This is a genomic window from Noviherbaspirillum saxi (assembly GCF_003591035.1).
GTDB classification, from domain to species: domain Bacteria; phylum Pseudomonadota; class Gammaproteobacteria; order Burkholderiales; family Burkholderiaceae_D; genus Noviherbaspirillum; species Noviherbaspirillum saxi.
Genome location: NZ_QYUO01000001.1, coordinates 380,946 through 399,655, shown reverse-complemented (window position 1 = coordinate 399,655; position 18,710 = coordinate 380,946). Strand labels below are relative to the sequence as shown.

Genomic DNA, 18,710 nt, shown 5'->3' with positions numbered 1-18,710 from the left:
ATCATGGTGACCCTATCCACTTCAGGCGCCGTTGCGCTTCACGTTCCAGACACGGGTGCGGTTCAGCGCCCACGGCGCGTAGCCTTCCAGCTTCTTGCTCACCGCGTTGGCATCGCCCGGATTGAACAAGACGATCAGCGGCACATCGTCCAGCATCATCTTGTGCATCTGGTCGAACAGTTTCTGGCGCGCGGCGTGGTCGCTGCCGTTGATCTTGGCCGCCTGCTCATATAGCGCGATTGCTTGCGGATTGTCCCAAACCTTGCGTTTGCTCTTCTCGCGGTCGCCCAGCATCATTTCATAGTTCATCAGCGGATCGACGCGGGCCGAATACGCGAAGGACATCAGTTGATAATTGCCGGACTGGTAGCGGTCGAGCTGGGTCGCCCACTCCAGCACTTCCAGTTCGATATTGATGCCGGCCTTCGCGGCCATCGACTGGACCATCATCGCCTGATCGTACATGTCTGGATAGCGGCGGTTGGTCACCAGCTTGATCGGCTGTCCCTTGTAGCCGGACTGCGCGACCAGTTGCTTGGCCGCGTTCACGTCGAAAGTATGGCCCTGGTTCTGCACCGGCGAGATGCGATATGGGCTGACGGTCGGAATCATCGACGAATTCGCGCTGCCGGTGCTGCCGGATGCCAACTTGGTGATCGCCGACAGGTCCAGGCTTTGCGCCAGCGCGCGCCGCAACAGCGGGTTGGCCAGCACCGGGTCGTGCGACTGGATCAGCAGCGCATTGACCGTCATGGTCGGCGCGCTCTTGACCTCGACGTTCGGCTGGCTGCCCATTTCTTCCAGCTCGGATACCGACAGTCCCGGCAGCAGATCGACCTGCCCCTTGATCAAGGCGACCCGGCGCGCCGCATCGTCCTTGATCACCATCCAGCGCACCTTTTCCGCATACGCGATCTTGCTGCCGGTGTAGCCGTCGCGCGGCCCTTTCCTGCTCTTGTAGCCGGGGTAGGCGGCCATGTCGATGTATTCGCCGCGCCGCCATTCCTGCAGCATGTATGGACCAGTGCCGACCGGCGCCTTCCACGAACCGTCCGGGTTGACCGAATCCTTGTGCAGGATGGCACCGCCGCCACACTGAAGCGCCGCCATCTGCGTCAATAGCAGCGGCTGCGGACGGTTCAGTTTGAACACCACGGTCTGCGCGTCGGGCGCTTCGACGCTCTCGATCTTGTTGCCGCGCTGGCCGTCGAAATCCGCCGCGCAGACCCAGTTGGTCTTCGGCTCCAGATAGCGCTGCCAGGACCACACTACATCGGCGGCGGTCAGCGGTTTGCCGTTATGAAAAGTGACGTCATCGCGCAGCTTGAAGGTGACCGTCTTGCCGTCGGCGGATGTATCGATGCTGTGCGCGAGAAGCGGCTGCGCCCGTCCGTTTTCGCCGTAGGCGACCAGGCCCTCGACCAGATGCAGGATCAGGGTATCGGTATTGTTGTCCCGGTTCACCCCCGGGTTGGTACTGCGGATGTCCGCATTGATCGCAACGCGCAGTGTGCCGGATGGACCGTTCGCCTGCGCGCCAGCTTGCGGTGCGGCGGATGCCAGCGTGAGCGATGCGAGGAAAAGGCCTAATGATTGTTTCATGATGTCTCCTTCCGGATTGAATCGAACCGCCACGCCATGACGCGTTACGTGGGGTACATGGTTTTTTATAAACGGTATTCAACGAAGTGAATGGATTCGTACGGCTTGCGTGCGATCCACATGGTTTTAGCAGCGGGATCCATCAGCGTGGTGGCCACCGTCGCGGAAATGCTGTCGAAACTGGCCGGCTTGGGTGCGCGCAGCACGCCGTCCGGCTTGCCGAATTCGTCGGCGAGCGCGGCCTTGACGATGTCCCAGTCGATCTTTCCGGGCGCGCGGCGCAGTGTTTCCGTTACGCGCCGCTGACGATAAATCGAATCGGCATTCGTCACCAGTCCGAGATCCTTGAGTTTCATGCGCGCCACCGGGCACATCCAGTGATTCGCATGCACCAGGATGTCGTCTTCCGGCGTGATCCAGAAGATTTCGTCCGGCGCACATTCCAGATCCACAGCTTCGCCGTCCGCCTGCGCGAGCATCAGGTTGTTCGAGCAAAAGCGTCTGGTCGGCCACAACACCCGCATTGCCGCCGCAATGTTCTGCGCCTCAAGCATCTTGCGTCGGATCAGCACCAAGGGCACATCCGCCTCCTGCTTGTAATCACGGTCCGACGTCAGGAAGTTGCCCGACAAGGAAACACCCGCGCTATTGAACCCATGCCGCGCCAGGCTGCCGGCTTCGGTAAACATCAACAGATCCGGACCGTCGTCGCGCCGTATCTTCAGCACGATGCCGGTGTCGACGCACTCTTCGCGCCAATCCCAGTTATGCGCATGCATCAGGCGCCCTGTGGCCGACCTGCCCGGCAATACCACCAGCCCGGTGCAGCCGTCGTCGAGGCCGGCGCGCGCCTTTTTCAGTTCATTATGGCCGAACATCATTTCGGTCCGGCAGTTGATCACGATGACATCCTCGAGCGGCACATCGGCGCCGTCCGCAATGCCGCGCATCTCGTCCAGATAGTCGCGGTCGAAGCCGGCAATCACCGGCACCATCGCGAGCGCAATCGTCCGCAAGGCTTCCGGGCTGACGCCGCGTCGTTCAAGCTGCGACCGGTACAGCGCGACACTGCGGCGCACGCGCTCCGGCACCGCGCTGCCGTGCTGGCGACCGCGTTCGTAGGGATCGCCAGCGGTCTCTACAAACGGAAAGGATTCAATGGTAGGCATCGATACACACTCCTCAGTAAACTCTAGAAGGCATTTTGTACTAAAATGCGATTAAGTTCAATATGAATTTAATTTTTCTTGCGGCACATTCCTTGTTCCCTCAAAATGTTTCAATAACTCCCTATCCCCTCCAATGAAAAGCACCACCGACAAAACAGAGCGTCGCAGCCCGCTACAACTTGAGCTGGCAGAGCGCATCGGCCGCCAGATCGCATCCGGCGAACTGGCGGCCGGCACTCATCTGACCGAAGAAACGTTCGCTGCCAGCTTCGAGGTGTCGCGTACGCCGATCCGCGCCGCGCTGCAATTGCTTGCCGAACATGAACTGAGTGAATACCGGCCGAACGCCGGTTACTTTGTGCGCGCTGACGCGGCGCACAAGGAATTGCCGGATTTCAGCGGCACCGGCATGACCAGCGATGCGCTCTACCGGACCTTGATCGATGATCGCGCGCAAAAGCGGCTACCGGAAGCGCTGACCGAGAAGGAATTGCTATCGCGTTATCCGGTATCGCGCAGCCTGCTTGCCAAGACCCTGATGAAGATGAGCGTGGACGACCTGATCGAGAAGCGCAAGGGCCACGGCTGGCGGTTTACACCATCGCTGGACACGCCAGAAGCGATCTCCGAAAGTTATCGCTTCCGCATCTTGTTCGAATGTGCGGGCATGCTCGAGCCGACGTTCCAGGTCGACCAGGCACAGCTGCAACGCAGCCGGGAAGCGCATGAAAAGCTGTTGCAGAAAGCGGAAGGACAACTGTCGGCAAGCGAGTTCTTTGCGCTTAATGCGTCGTTTCATGAAATGCTCGCGCGCTTTTCCGGCAACCGCTTCATCCTGCAGGCGATGCAGCAGCAGAACCAGCTGCGACGGATGGAAGAGCATGCGGATTTCTTCCGCTTAGGGCGCTTCAGCGAATCGTGCAGCGAACACCTGCAGATCATCAGCGCGCTGGAAAACAATGACCCGGAATGGGCATCGGCACTGATGCGGCGCCATCTGGCGACCGCGATGCCGAAGACAAAGGATTGAGTGAAGGCGAGATACATTGTATTTTTTTATTGTTTTAAACAAAATATCTCGCCACTTCACAGCAACTAGCCGCCCATAAAAAGGGAAGATCGCATCGGCACGGATCAGGTCAGAATCGGTGCCGGATGCCAACCACCAGGCCCAACTGATCTTCACCGGCAACGATGTTGCTGCCAAAGCCATTCAAGCCCAGATTGGAACCGTTCTTGTTACCCGCGTAACCGAGCGTCGTATAGGCATCCGTGCGCTTGGAGAGCGAATAGTCGGCCGACAGGACGAAACTCCACGGGTCGGCGCCGGAGTTTTTCCGATCGGTGTAGTAACCGGCACCTGTCAGATCCAGCGCCGGCGTGAGCTTATATTTCAAACCGGCCCAATACAGATTCGAGCGCACCGGCGCGGCAGCGACCGTGTCTTTCAGCGAGCGGTAACCCGCAAATGCCTTGACCGGACCAAAGGTATAGTTCGCGCCGGCGGCCAGTCGGCGCGCGCTCTGATCCTTGGTGGCAACGGTGTTGCCCTGGAACTGGTCATAGGCGATGCCGAAATCAGCCGCGCCGGCGCTGTAACTGACGCCGCCGCCGATGTTGCGCGACACCTTCGACTCGCCGGGCACCTCGCCGTCGTTGTTGCGGCCGAAGCTATAGAAAGCCGTCGCGGTCAGGTTGGAGAATTTTCCCGTGTACTTGATCGTGTTATCGGGCCGGCCGGTCAGCGTACTGTCGTGCGTCAGCGCCGAATAGCGCGAAGCGAACGACATCGGGTCATAGCGGATGATGAGGTCGTACAGGCTGTTCTGCTGATGGCCGAGACTCACCGTGCCCCAGGCTCCCTGCAAACCGACATACGCATGCCGGCCGAACAGGCGCCCGGACTGGCCGAGCATGCCGGTGTCGGTCTCGAAGCCCCCCTCAAGCTGCATGACCGCCTTCAAGCCATTGCCCAGGTCTTCGCTGCCGCGCAGCCCCCAACGCGAACCGGACAGGTTGCCGGAGGCGAGGCGGACCAGGCTGCCGCTACCGCCGGCCGCCTTCGGCACCTCGTCCAGATACTCGATACCAGCGTCGACCAAGCCGTAAATGGCGACGTTCGTCTGCGCGAACACCGCCCCGCCAAACAAGCAACCGACGGCTGCAACACATAGCTTCATCTTCATAAAAGTCATCCCCTCAGTTTTTCAGTGATCCCGATCTGCTGCTCAGTCAGGCAACGGCACCCCGCCCGCCGCGAATCCGCGGCCCACGGATGACTTCGATAAACCGTATTTGCATCGAAGTTTTTACATACCGCGACGCTATTTTGTATTAATTTGTTTTTTAATTCAATATAGTTTTTAATGCTAGCAACCTAAATCGCACCTTCCAATACATCAAGAAGCGCCGCTCCACGCACCAATTCTCATTTAAACGTTTATTTTCAATGATTTAAAGTGTTAATCACGTCCACAAACAGCTTGGTGATGTCATGAAAAACAAAATCTCTCAAATAGGCACCCTAGACTACCTCAACAATCAAGTGTATCTTTAACATATTAAATACATTTAACGCAGCGATTGAGAACTGACCACCATGAGCCAAATACAAAACCCTTCTGCAATTCCATCTCCGGCTTCCCTCGATCCTTACTGGATGCCGTTCACTTCGAACCGCCGCTTCAAGCAAAACCCGCAGTTGCTGGTGGAAGCCGACGGCATGTATTACACGCGCGCCGACGGCAAGCGCGTGCTGGACGGCATTGCCGGTCTGTGGTGCGTCAATGCGGGACACCGCCGGCGCGAGATCGTCGAGGCCATTTCCTGCATGGCGCACCAACTGGATTACGCGCCCTCGTTCCAGTCGGGGCATCCGCTCGCATTCGAGTTCGCGGAGCAACTCGTCAGCGAAGCGCCCGCCGGTTTTTCCAATGTGTTCTTTTCGAATTCGGGTTCCGAGGCGGTCGATACCGCGTTGAAGATTGCGCTCGCCTACCAGCGCGCACGCGGCAATGCGTCGCGAGTGCGCCTGATCGGGCGCGCACGCGCCTATCATGGCGTCGGCTTTGGCGGTTTGTCGGTGTCGGGCATTTCCAGTCACCGCAAGGCATTCGGCAACCTGCCTCCTTACACTGATCACCTGCCGCATACCTACAACCGCGCAGAGATGGGTTTTTCGCGCGGCCAGCCGACATGGGGCGCGCATCTGGCGGACGACTTGTCCAACCTCGTCGCATTGCACGATGCATCGACCGTCGCCGCCGTCATCGTCGAGCCGGTGTCAGGTTCTACCGGCGTGCTGGTGCCGCCGGTCGACTACCTGCAACGCTTGCGCAAGATTTGCGACGAGCACGGCATTCTGCTGATTTTCGATGAAGTGATCACCGGCTTCGGACGCGTCGGCGGCGCGTTCTCGGCCGACTTCTTCGGTGTGGTCCCGGACATCATCACCAGCGCGAAAGGCTTGACCAATGGCGCGGTGCCGATGGGCGCGACACTGGTGCGCAGCCATGTGTATGACGCGCTGATGCAAGGCGCGCCGGATGCGATCGAACTGCCGCACGGCTACACCTACTCCGGTCATCCGCTCGCGTGCGCCGCCGGCCTGGCGGCATTGAAGATATATCGCGACGAAGAATTGTTTTCCCGAGCGCAGCGCATGTCGCCCTATTGGGAAGACGCGGCGCACTCATTGAAAGGCCTGCCCTACGTGGTCGACATACGCAACATCGGCCTGCTGGCCGCGATCGAGCTGGAACCGATCCCCGGTCAGCCGGGCAAGCGCGGCTACGATTGCCATATGCGTTGCCTGGAAAAAGGCGCGTTGATCCGCGCGACCGGCGATACGATGGTTTTCTCGCCGCCGCTGATCATCGAGAAAGAGGAAGTGGACACGCTGTTCTCGACGCTGACCGACGTACTCAAGAACATGTAATGCGACTAATACCAATCCCATGCCATAACGCGCCATGACATCGCGTCTTTTTCCGCCTGGCGGCGTTGCACTCGTCGTCAATAGCTCGCTATTGACTCCTCTTGCGCCTTGCCAGTCGAGAAAATCCATCAATGTCATCCGGCACCTTATGACATGGGATTGGTATAACCCGAATGGCAATTGCAGCAAACGAGGCGAACATGACTTCCGACATTGATATTCCGCGCCAGCTAATTGGCGGCAACTGGGTGCAAGGCAATGGCGTTGCCCGAAACCTGTTGAATCCGGCCGATGGCCGCCCTTTGCGCGAATATGGTGGCGCAAGCGCGCGCCAGATCGAGCAAGCGCTCGACGCGGCACAAGCAGCTTTCCCTCTGTGGCGCGCCACACCTGCGGTCGAACGCTCACGCATGCTGCGTAAAGCCGCAGTGTTATTGCAGGCGCGGCGCGATGAGCTTGCGCCGGTGCTCACACTCGAGCAAGGCAAGCCACTGTCCGAAGCGCGCACTGAATGGGCCAATGCGATTGAAGTACTCGAATGGTATGCGGATGAAGGACTGCGCGCGTACGGCCGCGTGATTCCCGCACGGCAGGCAAACACCCGCCAACTCGTGGTGCGCGAGCCGATCGGGCCGGTGGCGGCATTCGCGCCCTGGAATTTTCCGGCGTTGACGCCGATGCGAAAAATCGCCGGCGCGCTTGCCGCGGGCTGCAGTTGCATCATCAAGCCGGCCGAGGAAACGCCCTTATCCACGCTGGCAATCGCGCAGGCGCTGATTGATGCCGGCTTGCCCGCCGGCGTGCTCAATGTTGTCTTCGGCGATGCACCGGCAATTGCACAGCAACTGATCGAGTCGCCGATCATCCGCAAGATGTCGTTCACCGGCTCGACCGCCGTCGGCAAACTGCTCGCCGCGCAGGCCGCGGCGCTGGCGAAACCGGCAACGCTCGAACTCGGCGGCCACGCGCCGGTACTGATCTTTGCCGACGCCGACCTGGACCGCGCCGTTGCACTCGCCGGCTCGGCGAAGTTCCGCAATTCCGGCCAGATCTGCGTCGCGCCGACGCGCTTCATCGTGCATGCCTCGGTTTATGATGCATTCGTCGAGCGCCTGACAAGATTTGCATCGTCGCTCAGGATCGGCCCCGGCCTGGACTCCGCCACCGAACTCGGCCCGCTTGCCAATGCGCGGCGGATCGCACATGCAGAAGCGCTGACTGCGGACGCCCGAGCGAAGGGCGCACGGATCGCCTGCGGCGGAGAAAGATTGAATCGCGACGGCTATTATTGGCCTGCGACGGTGTTGAGCGATGTACCGCCGGACACAAATATTCTGCAGGAAGAGTCGTTCAGTCCGCTCGCGCCGTGCGTGCGTTTCAACAGCTTCGATGAAGCGATGCAGATCGCCAACGGCGTGCCGTATGGACTTGCCACGTATGCATTCACACAGTCGCTTGGCACTGCGCATCGTGTCGCGGACGCATTGGAAGCCGGCATGGTTGGCATCAACACTTGCCGGCTGTCGCTGGCCGAACTGCCGTTCGGTGGAGTAAAAGACAGCGGCTACGGCACCGAGGGCGGCACCGAAGGACTGGCCGCCTACTTGACGACCAAGTCGATTTCTCTTGCACACGATTGAGACAACATCGAGTACCCGGGCCCGGTATGACGTCCAACCTTCCCCAGTTCAATAGCATCAACGGTACAATTTGGCGGGGTCGCCCAGACATCGGCGATTCCGGTTGTTGTTTGGCGTAGGAACCAATAACAACGCGCTTCGGCGCGGTATTCGGGTTAGCCCGTGCCGCTTAGCCCTGCTTTACAATAGCCGGATGGACATTACCCTTCCCGAGCTGGAACAAGCGATCAATTACTGGCGCGCGCTGCGGCCATCGAGCGGTGAAGAACGCGCGCTATCGCCCGAAGTCAACCTGCTGGCGACGGTTTACGCGATCATGATTTTCAACAAGGCGCATGCGGTGCCGCTGGACTCGCTGGATCAGCCGGTGCGCCAGCTGTTGGATAACTGGCGCGAGAAAAAAGTTTAGTCTCGTTTATGCGGCGAGATGCCGCGCCTGCCGCTGCGGCGTCGCCTCGGCATTTGCCGCGGTTTTCACTCGTCCCTTGTGCGCCTGTCCCGCATAATCGCTGTCGATCAGCGCCGCGGCCCGATCCGCGGCCATGCCGCGGCTGCGCAGCCATTGCGCAACTAGCGCAGCCAGCTTGTCGAGCGCAATCCGGTGCGTCGCATCGGTATGCGCATACAGCCAATCCGACAACATCATGAAATTGGCAAACGGCGCGCCGCCGAGGATGGCCGGCAGCGTATTGGCGAAACGGCCGGAATTGGCGACCAGATCCCAGTAACGCGCAAAACGCACCAGGCGCTGCATGGTGGCGAAATCGATGCAATCGGTCGCCAGGATCGTATACGGCGGATACGGATCGAATATCAGCCCGTAAGCATCGGTATGGCGAATGATGGGCGTACCGCGCAGGCGTTTGAGTATGCCGAACTGGATTTCATGCGGTGCAAGCGCCACCAGACGATCGAAACCCTGCGCAAAACTGTCCAGGTCTTCGCCCGGCAGGCCGGCGATCAAATCCACATGCAGATGCGCATGTGAATGTTCGCGCAGCCAGCGGATGTTGTCGGCCGACTTATCATTGTTTTGCTTGCGGCTGATCACGGATTGCACTTCAGGGTTGAAGCTCTGGATCCCGATTTCGAATTGCAGTGTTCCCGGTGGAAATAACTGGATTGCTTGCTTTAAGGCATCCGGTAAATGATCCGGCACCACTTCGAAATGCGCAAATACCGGATCGTCCGGCTGCGCGGCCAGCTTGTCGAGGAAGAACTGCATGATCTTCAGGCTGGACTTGATATTCAGGTTGAAGGTGCGGTCGACGAACTTGAATAGCCGCGCGCCACGCGCATGCAGTGCTTCCAGTTCCGCCAGAAATGCATCGAGGTCGAAGGGCCACGCGGTCTTGTCGAGCGAGGACAGACAGAATTCGCATTTGAACGGACAGCCGCGCGACGCTTCGACATACAGCGTGCGATGTGCGATATCCCGGTCACTGTAGTCGGCATACGGCAGCCTGATCTGATCGAGCGGTGGTTGCACCCCGGCATGGATTTTCATCAGCGGCTTGGGGCCGTGCAAGAGTTGCCGACAGAGCTGGGGAAAAGTCACATCGCCCCAGCCCGTTACGAGGTAATCGGCCAGTTGCACGATAGGCTGCTCGGCCACTTCATACGATACTTCCGGTCCGCCAAGAACGATGCTCACTTGAGGCGCGATGCGCTTGAGCAACGCCACCACCCGCGTTGTTTCCTCGACATTCCAGATATACACGCCAAACCCGATAATGCGCGGCTGATGCGCGAGCAGGCGCTCGACCACATCGGCGGTTTTTGCGCCGATCACGAATTCCTGCAAGCGGGTCAATTCCCGCAACTCCCCCATATTGGCGAGCAGATAACGCAAACCAAGCGACGCGTGCGTATAGCGGGCGTTAAGGGTCGACAACAGGATAGTCATAAGGCAACAACAGGATGAATGAGCGACTATTTTACGCTTGTCCCCATCGGCAGCGGATTCAGCCAGGCAATGAGAGCGTGGATTTTCAAGCTTGATTGCAACCCTGAAAATCCTGCATATACTGGTTTGACGGATAACCGATCCCAAGGAGTGAACCATGCGACATCGCCTTTTCTATCTGCTTCCCGATATCGACAGTGCGCGCCGTGCATTGGATGACATGCTGCTCAATCGCATAGAGGTGCGGCATATTCATTTCATGAGCGAACGCAGCCCGGTGCCGCCGGATCTGCCCGAAGCGAATGTACTGCAAAAGACCGATGTGGTTCACGGTGCCCAGGCCGGCATGCTGGTCGGCGCGCTGCTGGGAATGATGGTAGCGACTGGCGTGGTTGCCTATTTCGATCCGGTGGCAAAAGCCACGCTGGCAATTGCCATCACATTGGCGGCGATGGTGTTCGGCGGCTGGGCAGCCAGCATGGTGGCTGCAGCCTTGCCCAATTCCCGCCTCAAATCGTTTTATCCGGAACTGGACAAAGGTAAGCTGCTGATGATTGTGGACGTGCCGGCGCGCCAAGTGCGCAAGATCGAGAAAGTCATGGCCGACCGTCATCCTGAAATGCGATTCGCGGGCGAGGCGGCGGGAGTACCGGTCTTTCCCTGAACAAGAGCTGTGCTGGAGCAGGCCTGCGCAGTTGCAAAGCTGACGCCTAAGTAACGTAACGCTAAGTAACGATTCAGTAACGACTAAGTTAACTCATCTCTGACTCGGAGGTTTAGATGGAACTGCATCTCAACATGCGTCGCTGGCATGCACATGCGCCAGACTGGAAAGCAGCAGTCGCGGCCGGCCTGGTCGCCGGCGCGGTGCTGATGGTACTCGAACTGCTGTGGTCGACCACCACCTTGGGAAAATCGCCTTGGGAAGTATCCCATATGGTCGCCGCGATCATCATGGGGCAAGGCGTACTGCAATCGTTCGATTTCAACGTCGGCGTCATCACTGTCGCGCTGATCACCCATTACCTGCTGGGCGTGCTGTTTGCAATCGTGTTCGCAACGATCGTCGCCTCGATGCAAATGGACCGCAATCCCGGCATGGCCTTGTTCGCCGGCGCGGTATTCGGGCTGCTGCTCTACCTGTTTAACTTTTTCGTGATGGTGCGCCTGTTCCCATGGTTCGAGGAAATGCGCGGCTGGGCCGCGGTCATGGGACATCTGCTGTTCGGCATGGTGGCAAGCGGCATGTATCTGCGGCTGGAAGAGCATCCTCCGACGACATGACGGCGCGGCTTCGGCGTCGGCCATCACGCCCGACGCCGGATCCATCCTGTGAGCGACTGAGTAATTGCTGATCATTCGAAAAGATGAAGCATTGAACGGATGTCGCAGCACTGATGGAATAGGGCTAGGGCCATACTTGTGCAACTGGCCTAATTCGCGCGATGGCAAGTGCAACCAAACCAGAGGATCTGACTGGATACACCGCCCTTCGTGAACGCATCAGAGAAGAGGCATTTTTCGTTTGGATTGCATCGGTATGCGGCCATCACGAATCGATCGATGAACTGCTGTAGACGGCCCTAAGGTTGGAGGTAAGCCCGTGCCGAAGGCGTCGGCCTTGAACGACTTGTTAGGCGGCTGTGCGAATTCTCAAGGAATGTCGGCAACGGTTCCACCCTGCCGCTCGGCGCAAAGGCTCAGCGTGCGCTGCCACGCAGGGCGTGCCAGGGCCCTCGCGTAATAGGCCTCCAGGCGCGGATATGGCGCTAGAAGATCGGTATGGCGCACTTGCCGCAGTACTGTGGCAAGGAGAATGTCGGCGACCGTGAACCCCTCACAGGCGATCCATTCGCGGCCGTCGAGCCGGCGTTCCAGCCCGGGGAGCGCCCGACGGTGGGCTTCCTTGACTAGCGCCGCCCGCCGCTCTTCAGCTCCCATTCCACCCATGCCCGCGTCGATCATCTGGATCTCGAACAACAGTCGCTCGACGGTCGCGAGCGCGACGAAGCACCATTGCACGACCTTCGTGCGTCCAGAGAAGTCAGTGGGGATTAGCTTGCCTGCCTTCTCGGCGATGTAGAGAACAATCGCGCCGGACTCGCCGATGACGAAGCCGTCATCGTCAATCACCGGCACCTGACGGAAATAGCTGAGCCGGCCATAGTCTGGACCGTCGAGTTCGCCGGCGATGAAATCGAGGGCATGGACGCGGTAGGGCAACCCGGTTTCCTCAAGCGCCCATTGCGCCCGTAGGTCGCGCGCCTCGCCAATCATCCCAGGGTAAACGCGTCCATAACAATAGAGGGTAATCATGGAGACCTCCAACACTCAAAACAGCAAAGGCTTCAAACAACGACACGTCTTGATAAGCCGTCTAACGCTGAAGATGACCAATGGCGTAGCCATATGTGTCAATTGAAATGTTAAACGTCATTTACGATACCTGAATTCCGCAAAGCGGCTGGCATTATTACGGCCGCTAGTCCGCCGCCAAGCGCCCCGAATACCGCAAATAGCCATGTCACCGCAGCAGTTCCTTCGAAGCCGACAGGAATCAAAGAAAACTGCTCATACGATACGAACCAAACCAAAGACGCCAAGACTGCCGTCGTTGACCCGACTTGTACTCCTGACCATGCGCGACGCAACCATTGAGAAGGAATCTGTCTTGATCTGTATCTGACACCGAAAACCACCCCAGCGGCGAGCGCAGGAAGGCTACCAACTACGTACGCCCAAGGAATTAAAAAAGGAATAGGAATAACAACTGCCGGCCCTACGACTAAGAACCAAACTGCAGTAAATGCAAAGAATCGAAACGGTCGAGTCAGCGGCATGGCTACTTAGTGATGTTTAACGTTGGAGTTAAGGCGGCGCGGAGCGCGTCCGCCTTGAATGATGGGATGGACTCCCTCCGTCTTTTTGCGCCAAAGTAGGCGTACTGGTTCACGTGGAGACGGGAATCAGTTAACGAAAGGAGCCCACTATGAATGCTACTACTGTGGCCGTCGATCTGGCCAAATCCGTCTTTCAGCTCGCCGTGGCCAATTCCTCCTGGCATGTCATTGAACAGCACCGCCTGACCCGCAGCCAGTTCGAGCGCTGGTTCGTCAATCGTAATGTTTCCCTCGTCATCATGGAATCCTGCGGTTCGGCTCACCACTGGGCGCGCCAGTTCAATGCCCTGGGCATTACCGTCAAGTTGCTGCCTGCGGCCTACATCCGCGCCTACGTCAAGCGCAACAAGACTGATGCCGCTGATGCCTGTGCCTTGCTCGAGGCCGCCCGCTGCGCCGACATCGTACCCGTCAAGGTCAAGTCGATTGAGCAGCAGGCGCTGCAAGGGTTGCATCGCACCCGCTCCCTGTGGATGGGCACCCGCACCTCGCGTATCAATGCACTGCGCGGTTTCTGTCGGGAATTCGGTATTTCCGTTACGGCTGGCAGCCGCAACGGCCTGGAACAAATCAGCCGTGTCCTGGCCGATCCGAATTCCGCTGTTCCTGTATTGATCCGCGGCACCATGAAACTGCTGGTCGAAGAAATCCACCTGCTCGAAGCGCGCATCGCGCAACTGGAACGCGAACTGACTGAGCTGGCCAGGCACAGCCCTGCCTGCACCACTCTGCTGTCGATCCCCGGCGTCGGTCTGCTCACTGCCACCGCCATGGTTGCCGCCACCAGTGGCAACGTCGAACACTTCCGAGATGCCCGCCACTTCGCCAGCTGGTTCGGCCTCACACCCAAGGAATACTCCTCCGGCAGCAGCCGCTCTCTCGGCCACATCTCCAAGCGCGGCGACCGCTACCTGCGCATGTTGCTCACCCACGGTGCCCGGTCGATACTGCGTGCCGCCAGTGTTGCACAGGCCGCCGGCAAGCGCATCGATCACTTGCGAATTTGGGCGCTCACTGTTCAGGGAAGGTCGAACCACAACAAGGCCACCTGTGCGCTGGCCAACAAACTCGCTCGCATTTGCTACGCGACGCTGCGCGACGGGGAACCCTATACCGGAACGGTGACGCGCATGAGCAAGAAAATGGAACGCACTGCTTACGCGATGCCAGCCTGAATCGATTGGACCACGTTTGACCCACCCGCCTTTGCACAGAGATTGATCGCCCATCATGGCACACCGGGACGCACCCACACCGCTTGACGCCGATAACTCTTCCGGCAGCTTCACGCCTGCCGCTTGTATCGATTGGCGCAGCGGTGACGCAGATTCCATGTCGGCACGGACCAAAAAAGAGTCCACTTCAGATGCCGGATATACGACTGCAGGCTTATCCCTCATGTCATCCCTGTCGATCAGTCCCTTGTACTTCGGAGGGAGTCCATATACGACTTGTTAGGTGCGCCTACGACTATGACTCGGTATCTTCGCAGACGAGGTGAATAATTGATGCTGGGCTTGAAACCCAGAATGCTTGCAAGCCTTCGGGCAATGGCTCGATTTCGTCGCAGCGTACTACGCCAGCGGCTTTGAGATGCTCTGACGCTGCCGCAATGTCATCGGTGACAACCTCAAGCCATGTTTCGGCTTGGCTTATGCCGGGAACACGATCTATCCAAAGATTGTTGGAGCCGAACTCAAAGACTACAGACGGCGCGTGCTTCGTTATTTCTTTGAGGCCGAGCACATTGCGATAAAACTGAATGGTGGCCTCGTATAAATGAGGTGGCACTTTCAGAGCGATGTTGCGGCCAGCAGTGAACTTTGGCTTTGTGGTCATGTGGGCTTCTCCAAGCACCTAACTAGATTTCAACGGCGTGGTCTGACTGATAAACCAGTGTGCTGCCTGATAAGTCATTTCGCTTGATCCTCCGCAAGGTGCCTGCCGTCTAGCACACAGCAGAATACTGTACATATACACAGTGTTAATTAATATGGAAAACGCCTCTCTAAATACTGCTTCCGGGCAACCGCCAAAGCTGCTCGATCAGCTACGACGTTGCCTCAGAGATAAGCACTATAGCCTACGAACCGAACGCGTTTATGTGTACTGGGCAAGATGGTATATCCGCTTTCACCAGCTGCGCCATCCCAATGATATGGGAGACCCTGAAATCCATGCTTTTTGTCGTACCTGTCCAACGAAAGAAACGTTTCGCTATCAACGCATCATCAAGTGCTGTGTGCTTTGCTTTTTCTGTACAAACATGTGCTGCAAATGGAACTGCCTTGGATCGATAACCTGCCAAAGCCATCGAAGCCACCACGGCAGCCCACCGTACTGACGCGGCAGGAGGTTGACCTCATCTTTGCGCAGATGAATGGAGTCCACCTGTTGATTGCCAGACTGCTGTACGGCACCGGAATGCGGCTGATGGAATGCGCACAGTTGCGGGTCAAGGATATCGATTTTCAACGACGGGAAATAACGATCCGGCGTGGCAAAGGTGGCAAGGACCGCCTTACCATGCTGCCGCTTTCCCTTAAACAACCATTGCGCGACCAACTGACATATGCGAAGTCGATGTATGAGGAGATTCGAACGGTACAGGAACTGCTCGGTCATGCCGATGTTTCGACCACGATGGTGTACGCCCACGTCCTCAATAAAGGAGGAAGAGGTGTTTCATCACCAATCGATCTTCCGGCTCCATGCTGAGAGTCCGCTTCGGAGCGCTGAAATTGAATTGCGAGCGGCCGGAAATGTTAAGGGTTGTAGGATGCCTGCAGAAATACCCATAACACCTCACACTGACCGGTACCATCCCAAAGCGGCCATTGAGCGAAAAACCAATCTCATAAAGACATCAGCAAACAGGGCTAACCCGATGGTTAGCCCTTTCTGTTCGGCCTTTCACTGAACCTGCGCCCGTCAGTTGCAAACCTGTCGCATAGGTTTGAATAACATTGGCGATCTACCCAACCCACATCAGGCGGCTTATTTTTCCATCTCTTTTTCCTGCAGGCTGCGCCACATCACTTTCCCGGTTGCCGACTTGGGTAAGGCATCGACAAACTCGACGAGCTTGGGAACCTTGTACGCCGCCATCTTTTCCTGCGCCCACTTCATCACGTCTTCCGCGCTCGCATCCGAGCCGGGCCGTCGTACGATCACGGCCTTGACGGTTTCTCCTCGATATGGATCGCGCGCGGCGATGATGCAGCATTCCTGCACGGCCGGGTGCTGATACATCATGGCTTCCACTTCGGCCGGCCAGACCTTGAAGCCGCTGGCATTGATCATGCGCTTCAAGCGATCGGTAAAGAAGAAGAAACCTTCTTCATCCACATAGCCGAGGTCACCGGAGCGGAAGAAGCGTTTGCCGTCGAGTTCGGCGAAAGCTTCGGCAGTCTTCTTCGGATCGTTCCAGTAACCCTGGAATACCTGCGGACCATGAATCCAGATTTCGCCGTTTTCTCCCTGTGGCACTTCCTTCAGCGTCACCGGATCGACGATGCGCGCATCGACGTTCAGGTAGGGCACGCCCAGGCATTGCTGCTTCATGCGGTTAGGGGGATTGACATGCGATGCAGCCATCGTTTCAGACAGGCCATAGCCTTCCATATAGGTCTGGCCGGTCAGGTCCAGCAGCTTTTGTGCAATCGCGGCTGGCATTGCCGCGCCGCCGCCGGACACGCGCTGCAGGCGGGAAATATCGTATTCGGCCAGGCGCGGATTGGACAGGAAGTCGATCATCATGGTCGGAATCAGTGTCCAGGTCGTGACCTTGTAGCGCGTGATCAATTGCCCGGCTGCGTCGCGGTCCCAGCGCGGCAGCACGACGATGGTGCCGCCGGTATAGATCATTGCATTCATCACCGATTGCATCCCGGTCACATGGAAGAACGGCAGCACCGCCAGCGTCACATGGTCCGGCGCCATCGGACCCGACCAGGTCGGACTGGCGACCGAATTGAACATCACCGAGCGATGCGTATGCACACAGCCCTTGGGTTTGCCGGTCGTGCCGGAGGTATAGGGCATGCACGCGAGGTCATCGGGTCCGGCTGCATGCGCGCGCGGCGCATGGCCGGCATCAAGTGCTTGCTTCCATGGCGTTACGCCGGGCATCGCCGTTACCGCATAGGGCGCACGCACAAAGTCCGGCACGTTCAACTCGGTCGGCGCAATCAGGTAATCGGAATACGCAGCCACCACTACTTGCGACAGGCAAGTCTTGCCGACCAATGGAGCAATGCGTGAAAAGATTTCCTGCGACACCAGCGCAGCCTTCGCGCCGCTGTCGTCGACATAGTGATGCAGTTCGTCGGTCATCAGCATCGGGTTGACCGGCACCACCATCGCGTCGGCACGCATGATCGCGTAATAGCCGATGATGAATTGCGGACTGTTCTGCATGTCGAGCAGTACACGGTCGCCGCGCTGCACGCCGCATACCTGTTGCAGGTAACCGGCCAGTGCGAGTACCTGTTCATGCACCTGCGCATAACTCAGGACGGTGTCGTAAAAAATGATGGCGGGCTTGCGCGAATAACGCATCGCGGCCACCTGCAGATTGACGTACACGCTGGTATCGGGCGTTGTGATGGCATGGGGCAAGCCCTTCGGCCAATGGGCGTAGTGGGGGGCGTTCATAGTCTCCGTCTCGTTTTGAATTTTGTATTGGAAATTCATTATAGGCCGGGCTTATTTTCGTTGCACTTGGGATGCATGTGCGCACCCGACAGCAGGATTCTGCACTCTGGGCTACCATCAAGACTGTCAACGCGTTCACATTTTGATATGCATTAAACGCACACCGCACCGTTACTTAGGAGTTCGCATGAAACTGTACTTTTCCCCCGGCGCCTGCTCTCTTTCACCGCATATCGTGCTGCGCGAACTCGGCATGCAGTTCGATACCGAGAAGGTCAATCTTGCAGACAAGAAAACCGCAAGCGGCGGCGACTACAGGCAAATCAATCCCAAGGGATATGTCCCGGCGCTGCAACTCGACAGCGGCGAGGTGCTGACCGAAGGTCCGGCAATCGTGCAATATCTGGCGGACCAGGCACCGGAAAAACATTTGGCGCCGCCGGCCGGGACCATGGAACGCTATCGGCTGGTGGAATGGCTGAACTTTATCTCGACCGAACTGCACAAAACCTTTTCGCCGCTGTTCAAACCGGCGACGCCTGAAGAAAGCAAGAAGACCGCATTGGACACCATTGCGCTGCGTCTGGATTTTGTCGAACAGCAGTTGCAGGGCCGTGACTTCCTGACAGGCAATCTATTCACCGTTGCAGACGCGTATATGTTCACCATCCTGGGATGGGCGCGCCATGTGAAGCTCGACCTGGGCCGCTGGCCTGCGGTGCACGGCTTTCATCAGCGGGTGGCGGAACGACCGGCAGTCAAGGCGGCCCTGGTTGCGGAAGGGCTGATCAAGGAGTAATACCAATCCCGACCTGTAACGTGACATGAAACCGCGTCTTTTTCCGTCTGGCTGCGTTGCATTCGTCGTCAATAGCACCGCTATTGACTCCTCCTGCGCCT

The 18,710-nt window shown here is 58.2% G+C and carries 17 protein-coding genes; 10 read left to right on the top strand and 7 right to left on the bottom strand.

Translation table 11 applies throughout. The features are described from left to right. Positions 1-21: 21 nt before the first annotated feature. Both D3871_RS01980 and D3871_RS01975 read right to left on the bottom strand, forming a co-directional pair. A complete protein-coding gene (locus D3871_RS01980) occupies positions 22-1,602 on the bottom strand; it encodes an ABC transporter substrate-binding protein (protein ID WP_119767385.1) in 1,581 nt (526 codons plus the stop codon). A gap of 65 nt (positions 1,603-1,667) precedes the next feature. Next, positions 1,668-2,771 carry a C45 family autoproteolytic acyltransferase/hydrolase gene (locus D3871_RS01975; protein WP_119767384.1) on the bottom strand — a complete coding sequence of 368 codons (1,104 nt, stop codon included), beginning with the start codon at positions 2,769-2,771 and terminating at the stop codon, positions 1,668-1,670. Between the two features lie 133 nt (positions 2,772-2,904). On the opposite strand from D3871_RS01975, the gene D3871_RS01970 reads away from it, so the two are divergent. Beyond that, a complete protein-coding gene (locus D3871_RS01970; RefSeq protein WP_119767383.1) occupies positions 2,905-3,801 on the top strand; it encodes a GntR family transcriptional regulator in 897 nt (298 codons plus the stop codon). A gap of 109 nt (positions 3,802-3,910) precedes the next feature. On the opposite strand, the gene D3871_RS01965 is transcribed toward D3871_RS01970, so the two are convergent. Next, the gene (locus D3871_RS01965; protein WP_420799652.1) at positions 3,911-4,951 is read right to left on the bottom strand and encodes a porin; all 1,041 of its coding nucleotides are present in this window, start codon (positions 4,949-4,951) and stop codon (positions 3,911-3,913) included. A 419-nt stretch (positions 4,952-5,370) separates the two neighbouring features. On the opposite strand from D3871_RS01965, the gene aptA reads away from it, so the two are divergent. From aptA to D3871_RS01950, 3 genes are all read left to right on the top strand, one after another. Beyond that, positions 5,371-6,708 carry an omega-aminotransferase AptA gene (gene aptA, locus D3871_RS01960; RefSeq protein ID WP_119767382.1) on the top strand — a complete coding sequence of 446 codons (1,338 nt, stop codon included), beginning with the start codon at positions 5,371-5,373 and terminating at the stop codon, positions 6,706-6,708. 200 nt (positions 6,709-6,908) lie between these two features. Then, the gene (locus tag D3871_RS01955; protein WP_119769822.1) at positions 6,909-8,348 is read left to right on the top strand and encodes an NAD-dependent succinate-semialdehyde dehydrogenase; all 1,440 of its coding nucleotides are present in this window, start codon (positions 6,909-6,911) and stop codon (positions 8,346-8,348) included. 193 nt (positions 8,349-8,541) lie between these two features. Continuing rightward, positions 8,542-8,757, top strand: a complete 216-nt coding sequence (locus tag D3871_RS01950) for a DUF3717 domain-containing protein (protein ID WP_119767381.1) — start codon at positions 8,542-8,544, stop codon at positions 8,755-8,757. A gap of 6 nt (positions 8,758-8,763) precedes the next feature. Here D3871_RS01950 and D3871_RS01945 read toward each other — a convergent pair whose 3' ends face one another. Beyond that, complete coding sequence (locus D3871_RS01945; protein ID WP_119767380.1) at positions 8,764-10,254, bottom strand: B12-binding domain-containing radical SAM protein; 1,491 nt, start codon at positions 10,252-10,254, stop codon at positions 8,764-8,766. Positions 10,255-10,411: 157 nt separating this feature from the next. On the opposite strand from D3871_RS01945, the gene D3871_RS01940 reads away from it, so the two are divergent. Both D3871_RS01940 and D3871_RS01935 read left to right on the top strand, forming a co-directional pair. Next, positions 10,412-10,918, top strand: coding sequence for a DUF1269 domain-containing protein (locus D3871_RS01940; RefSeq protein ID WP_119767379.1), 507 nt, complete (start codon positions 10,412-10,414; stop codon positions 10,916-10,918). Positions 10,919-11,034: 116 nt separating this feature from the next. Next, entirely contained in the window at positions 11,035-11,538 is a 504-nt protein-coding gene (locus tag D3871_RS01935; RefSeq protein WP_119767378.1) for a hypothetical protein, read from the top strand. 369 nt (positions 11,539-11,907) lie between these two features. Here D3871_RS01935 and D3871_RS01930 read toward each other — a convergent pair whose 3' ends face one another. Further along, positions 11,908-12,570 (bottom strand): glutathione S-transferase family protein, encoded by a 663-nt coding sequence (locus D3871_RS01930; RefSeq protein WP_119767377.1) that lies wholly within the window; start codon positions 12,568-12,570, stop codon positions 11,908-11,910. A 673-nt stretch (positions 12,571-13,243) separates the two neighbouring features. On the opposite strand from D3871_RS01930, the gene D3871_RS01925 reads away from it, so the two are divergent. Then, complete coding sequence (locus D3871_RS01925; protein WP_119767376.1) at positions 13,244-14,329, top strand: IS110 family RNA-guided transposase; 1,086 nt, start codon at positions 13,244-13,246, stop codon at positions 14,327-14,329. Between the two features lie 295 nt (positions 14,330-14,624). Here D3871_RS01925 and D3871_RS01920 read toward each other — a convergent pair whose 3' ends face one another. Beyond that, positions 14,625-14,993: a VOC family protein gene (locus tag D3871_RS01920; RefSeq protein WP_119767375.1), complete on the bottom strand. Its 369-nt coding sequence runs from the start codon at positions 14,991-14,993 to the stop codon at positions 14,625-14,627. 154 nt (positions 14,994-15,147) lie between these two features. Between D3871_RS01920 and D3871_RS31605 the strand changes: the two genes are divergently transcribed. Next, positions 15,148-15,498, top strand: a complete 351-nt coding sequence (locus tag D3871_RS31605; RefSeq protein WP_420799622.1) for a phage integrase N-terminal SAM-like domain-containing protein — start codon at positions 15,148-15,150, stop codon at positions 15,496-15,498. Further along, positions 15,390-15,872, top strand: a complete 483-nt coding sequence (locus tag D3871_RS01915) for a tyrosine-type recombinase/integrase (RefSeq protein WP_420799621.1) — start codon at positions 15,390-15,392, stop codon at positions 15,870-15,872. The genes D3871_RS31605 and D3871_RS01915 overlap by 109 nt, the downstream gene beginning before the upstream one ends. A gap of 279 nt (positions 15,873-16,151) precedes the next feature. Here D3871_RS01915 and D3871_RS01910 read toward each other — a convergent pair whose 3' ends face one another. Further along, positions 16,152-17,810, bottom strand: coding sequence for a long-chain fatty acid--CoA ligase (locus D3871_RS01910; protein ID WP_119767374.1), 1,659 nt, complete (start codon positions 17,808-17,810; stop codon positions 16,152-16,154). 187 nt (positions 17,811-17,997) lie between these two features. Here D3871_RS01910 and gstA point away from each other — a divergent pair, with 187 nt between their 5' ends. After that, positions 17,998-18,609, top strand: coding sequence for a glutathione transferase GstA (gene gstA, locus D3871_RS01905; RefSeq protein WP_119767373.1), 612 nt, complete (start codon positions 17,998-18,000; stop codon positions 18,607-18,609). Positions 18,610-18,710: the final 101 nt, after the last annotated feature.

What these genes read in the sequence shown, in the direction of transcription:
- D3871_RS01925 (WP_119767376.1), top strand. Translation starts at nt 13,244, where the DNA reads ATGAATGCTACTACTGTGGCCGTCGATCTGGCCAAATCCGTCTTTCAG.
- aptA (WP_119767382.1), top strand. Translation starts at nt 5,371, where the DNA reads ATGAGCCAAATACAAAACCCTTCTGCAATTCCATCTCCGGCTTCCCTC.
- gstA (WP_119767373.1), top strand. Translation starts at nt 17,998, where the DNA reads ATGAAACTGTACTTTTCCCCCGGCGCCTGCTCTCTTTCACCGCATATC.
- D3871_RS01950 (WP_119767381.1), top strand. Translation starts at nt 8,542, where the DNA reads ATGGACATTACCCTTCCCGAGCTGGAACAAGCGATCAATTACTGGCGC.
- D3871_RS01935 (WP_119767378.1), top strand. Translation starts at nt 11,035, where the DNA reads ATGGAACTGCATCTCAACATGCGTCGCTGGCATGCACATGCGCCAGAC.
- D3871_RS01955 (WP_119769822.1), top strand. Translation starts at nt 6,909, where the DNA reads ATGACTTCCGACATTGATATTCCGCGCCAGCTAATTGGCGGCAACTGG.
- D3871_RS01965 (WP_420799652.1), bottom strand. Translation starts at nt 4,951, where the DNA reads ATGAAGCTATGTGTTGCAGCCGTCGGTTGCTTGTTTGGCGGGGCGGTG.
- D3871_RS01970 (WP_119767383.1), top strand. Translation starts at nt 2,905, where the DNA reads ATGAAAAGCACCACCGACAAAACAGAGCGTCGCAGCCCGCTACAACTT.
- D3871_RS31605 (WP_420799622.1), top strand. Translation starts at nt 15,148, where the DNA reads ATGGAAAACGCCTCTCTAAATACTGCTTCCGGGCAACCGCCAAAGCTG.
- D3871_RS01940 (WP_119767379.1), top strand. Translation starts at nt 10,412, where the DNA reads ATGCGACATCGCCTTTTCTATCTGCTTCCCGATATCGACAGTGCGCGC.
- D3871_RS01975 (WP_119767384.1), bottom strand. Translation starts at nt 2,771, where the DNA reads ATGCCTACCATTGAATCCTTTCCGTTTGTAGAGACCGCTGGCGATCCC.
- D3871_RS01945 (WP_119767380.1), bottom strand. Translation starts at nt 10,254, where the DNA reads ATGACTATCCTGTTGTCGACCCTTAACGCCCGCTATACGCACGCGTCG.
- D3871_RS01930 (WP_119767377.1), bottom strand. Translation starts at nt 12,570, where the DNA reads ATGATTACCCTCTATTGTTATGGACGCGTTTACCCTGGGATGATTGGC.
- D3871_RS01920 (WP_119767375.1), bottom strand. Translation starts at nt 14,993, where the DNA reads ATGACCACAAAGCCAAAGTTCACTGCTGGCCGCAACATCGCTCTGAAA.
- D3871_RS01980 (WP_119767385.1), bottom strand. Translation starts at nt 1,602, where the DNA reads ATGAAACAATCATTAGGCCTTTTCCTCGCATCGCTCACGCTGGCATCC.
- D3871_RS01910 (WP_119767374.1), bottom strand. Translation starts at nt 17,810, where the DNA reads ATGAACGCCCCCCACTACGCCCATTGGCCGAAGGGCTTGCCCCATGCC.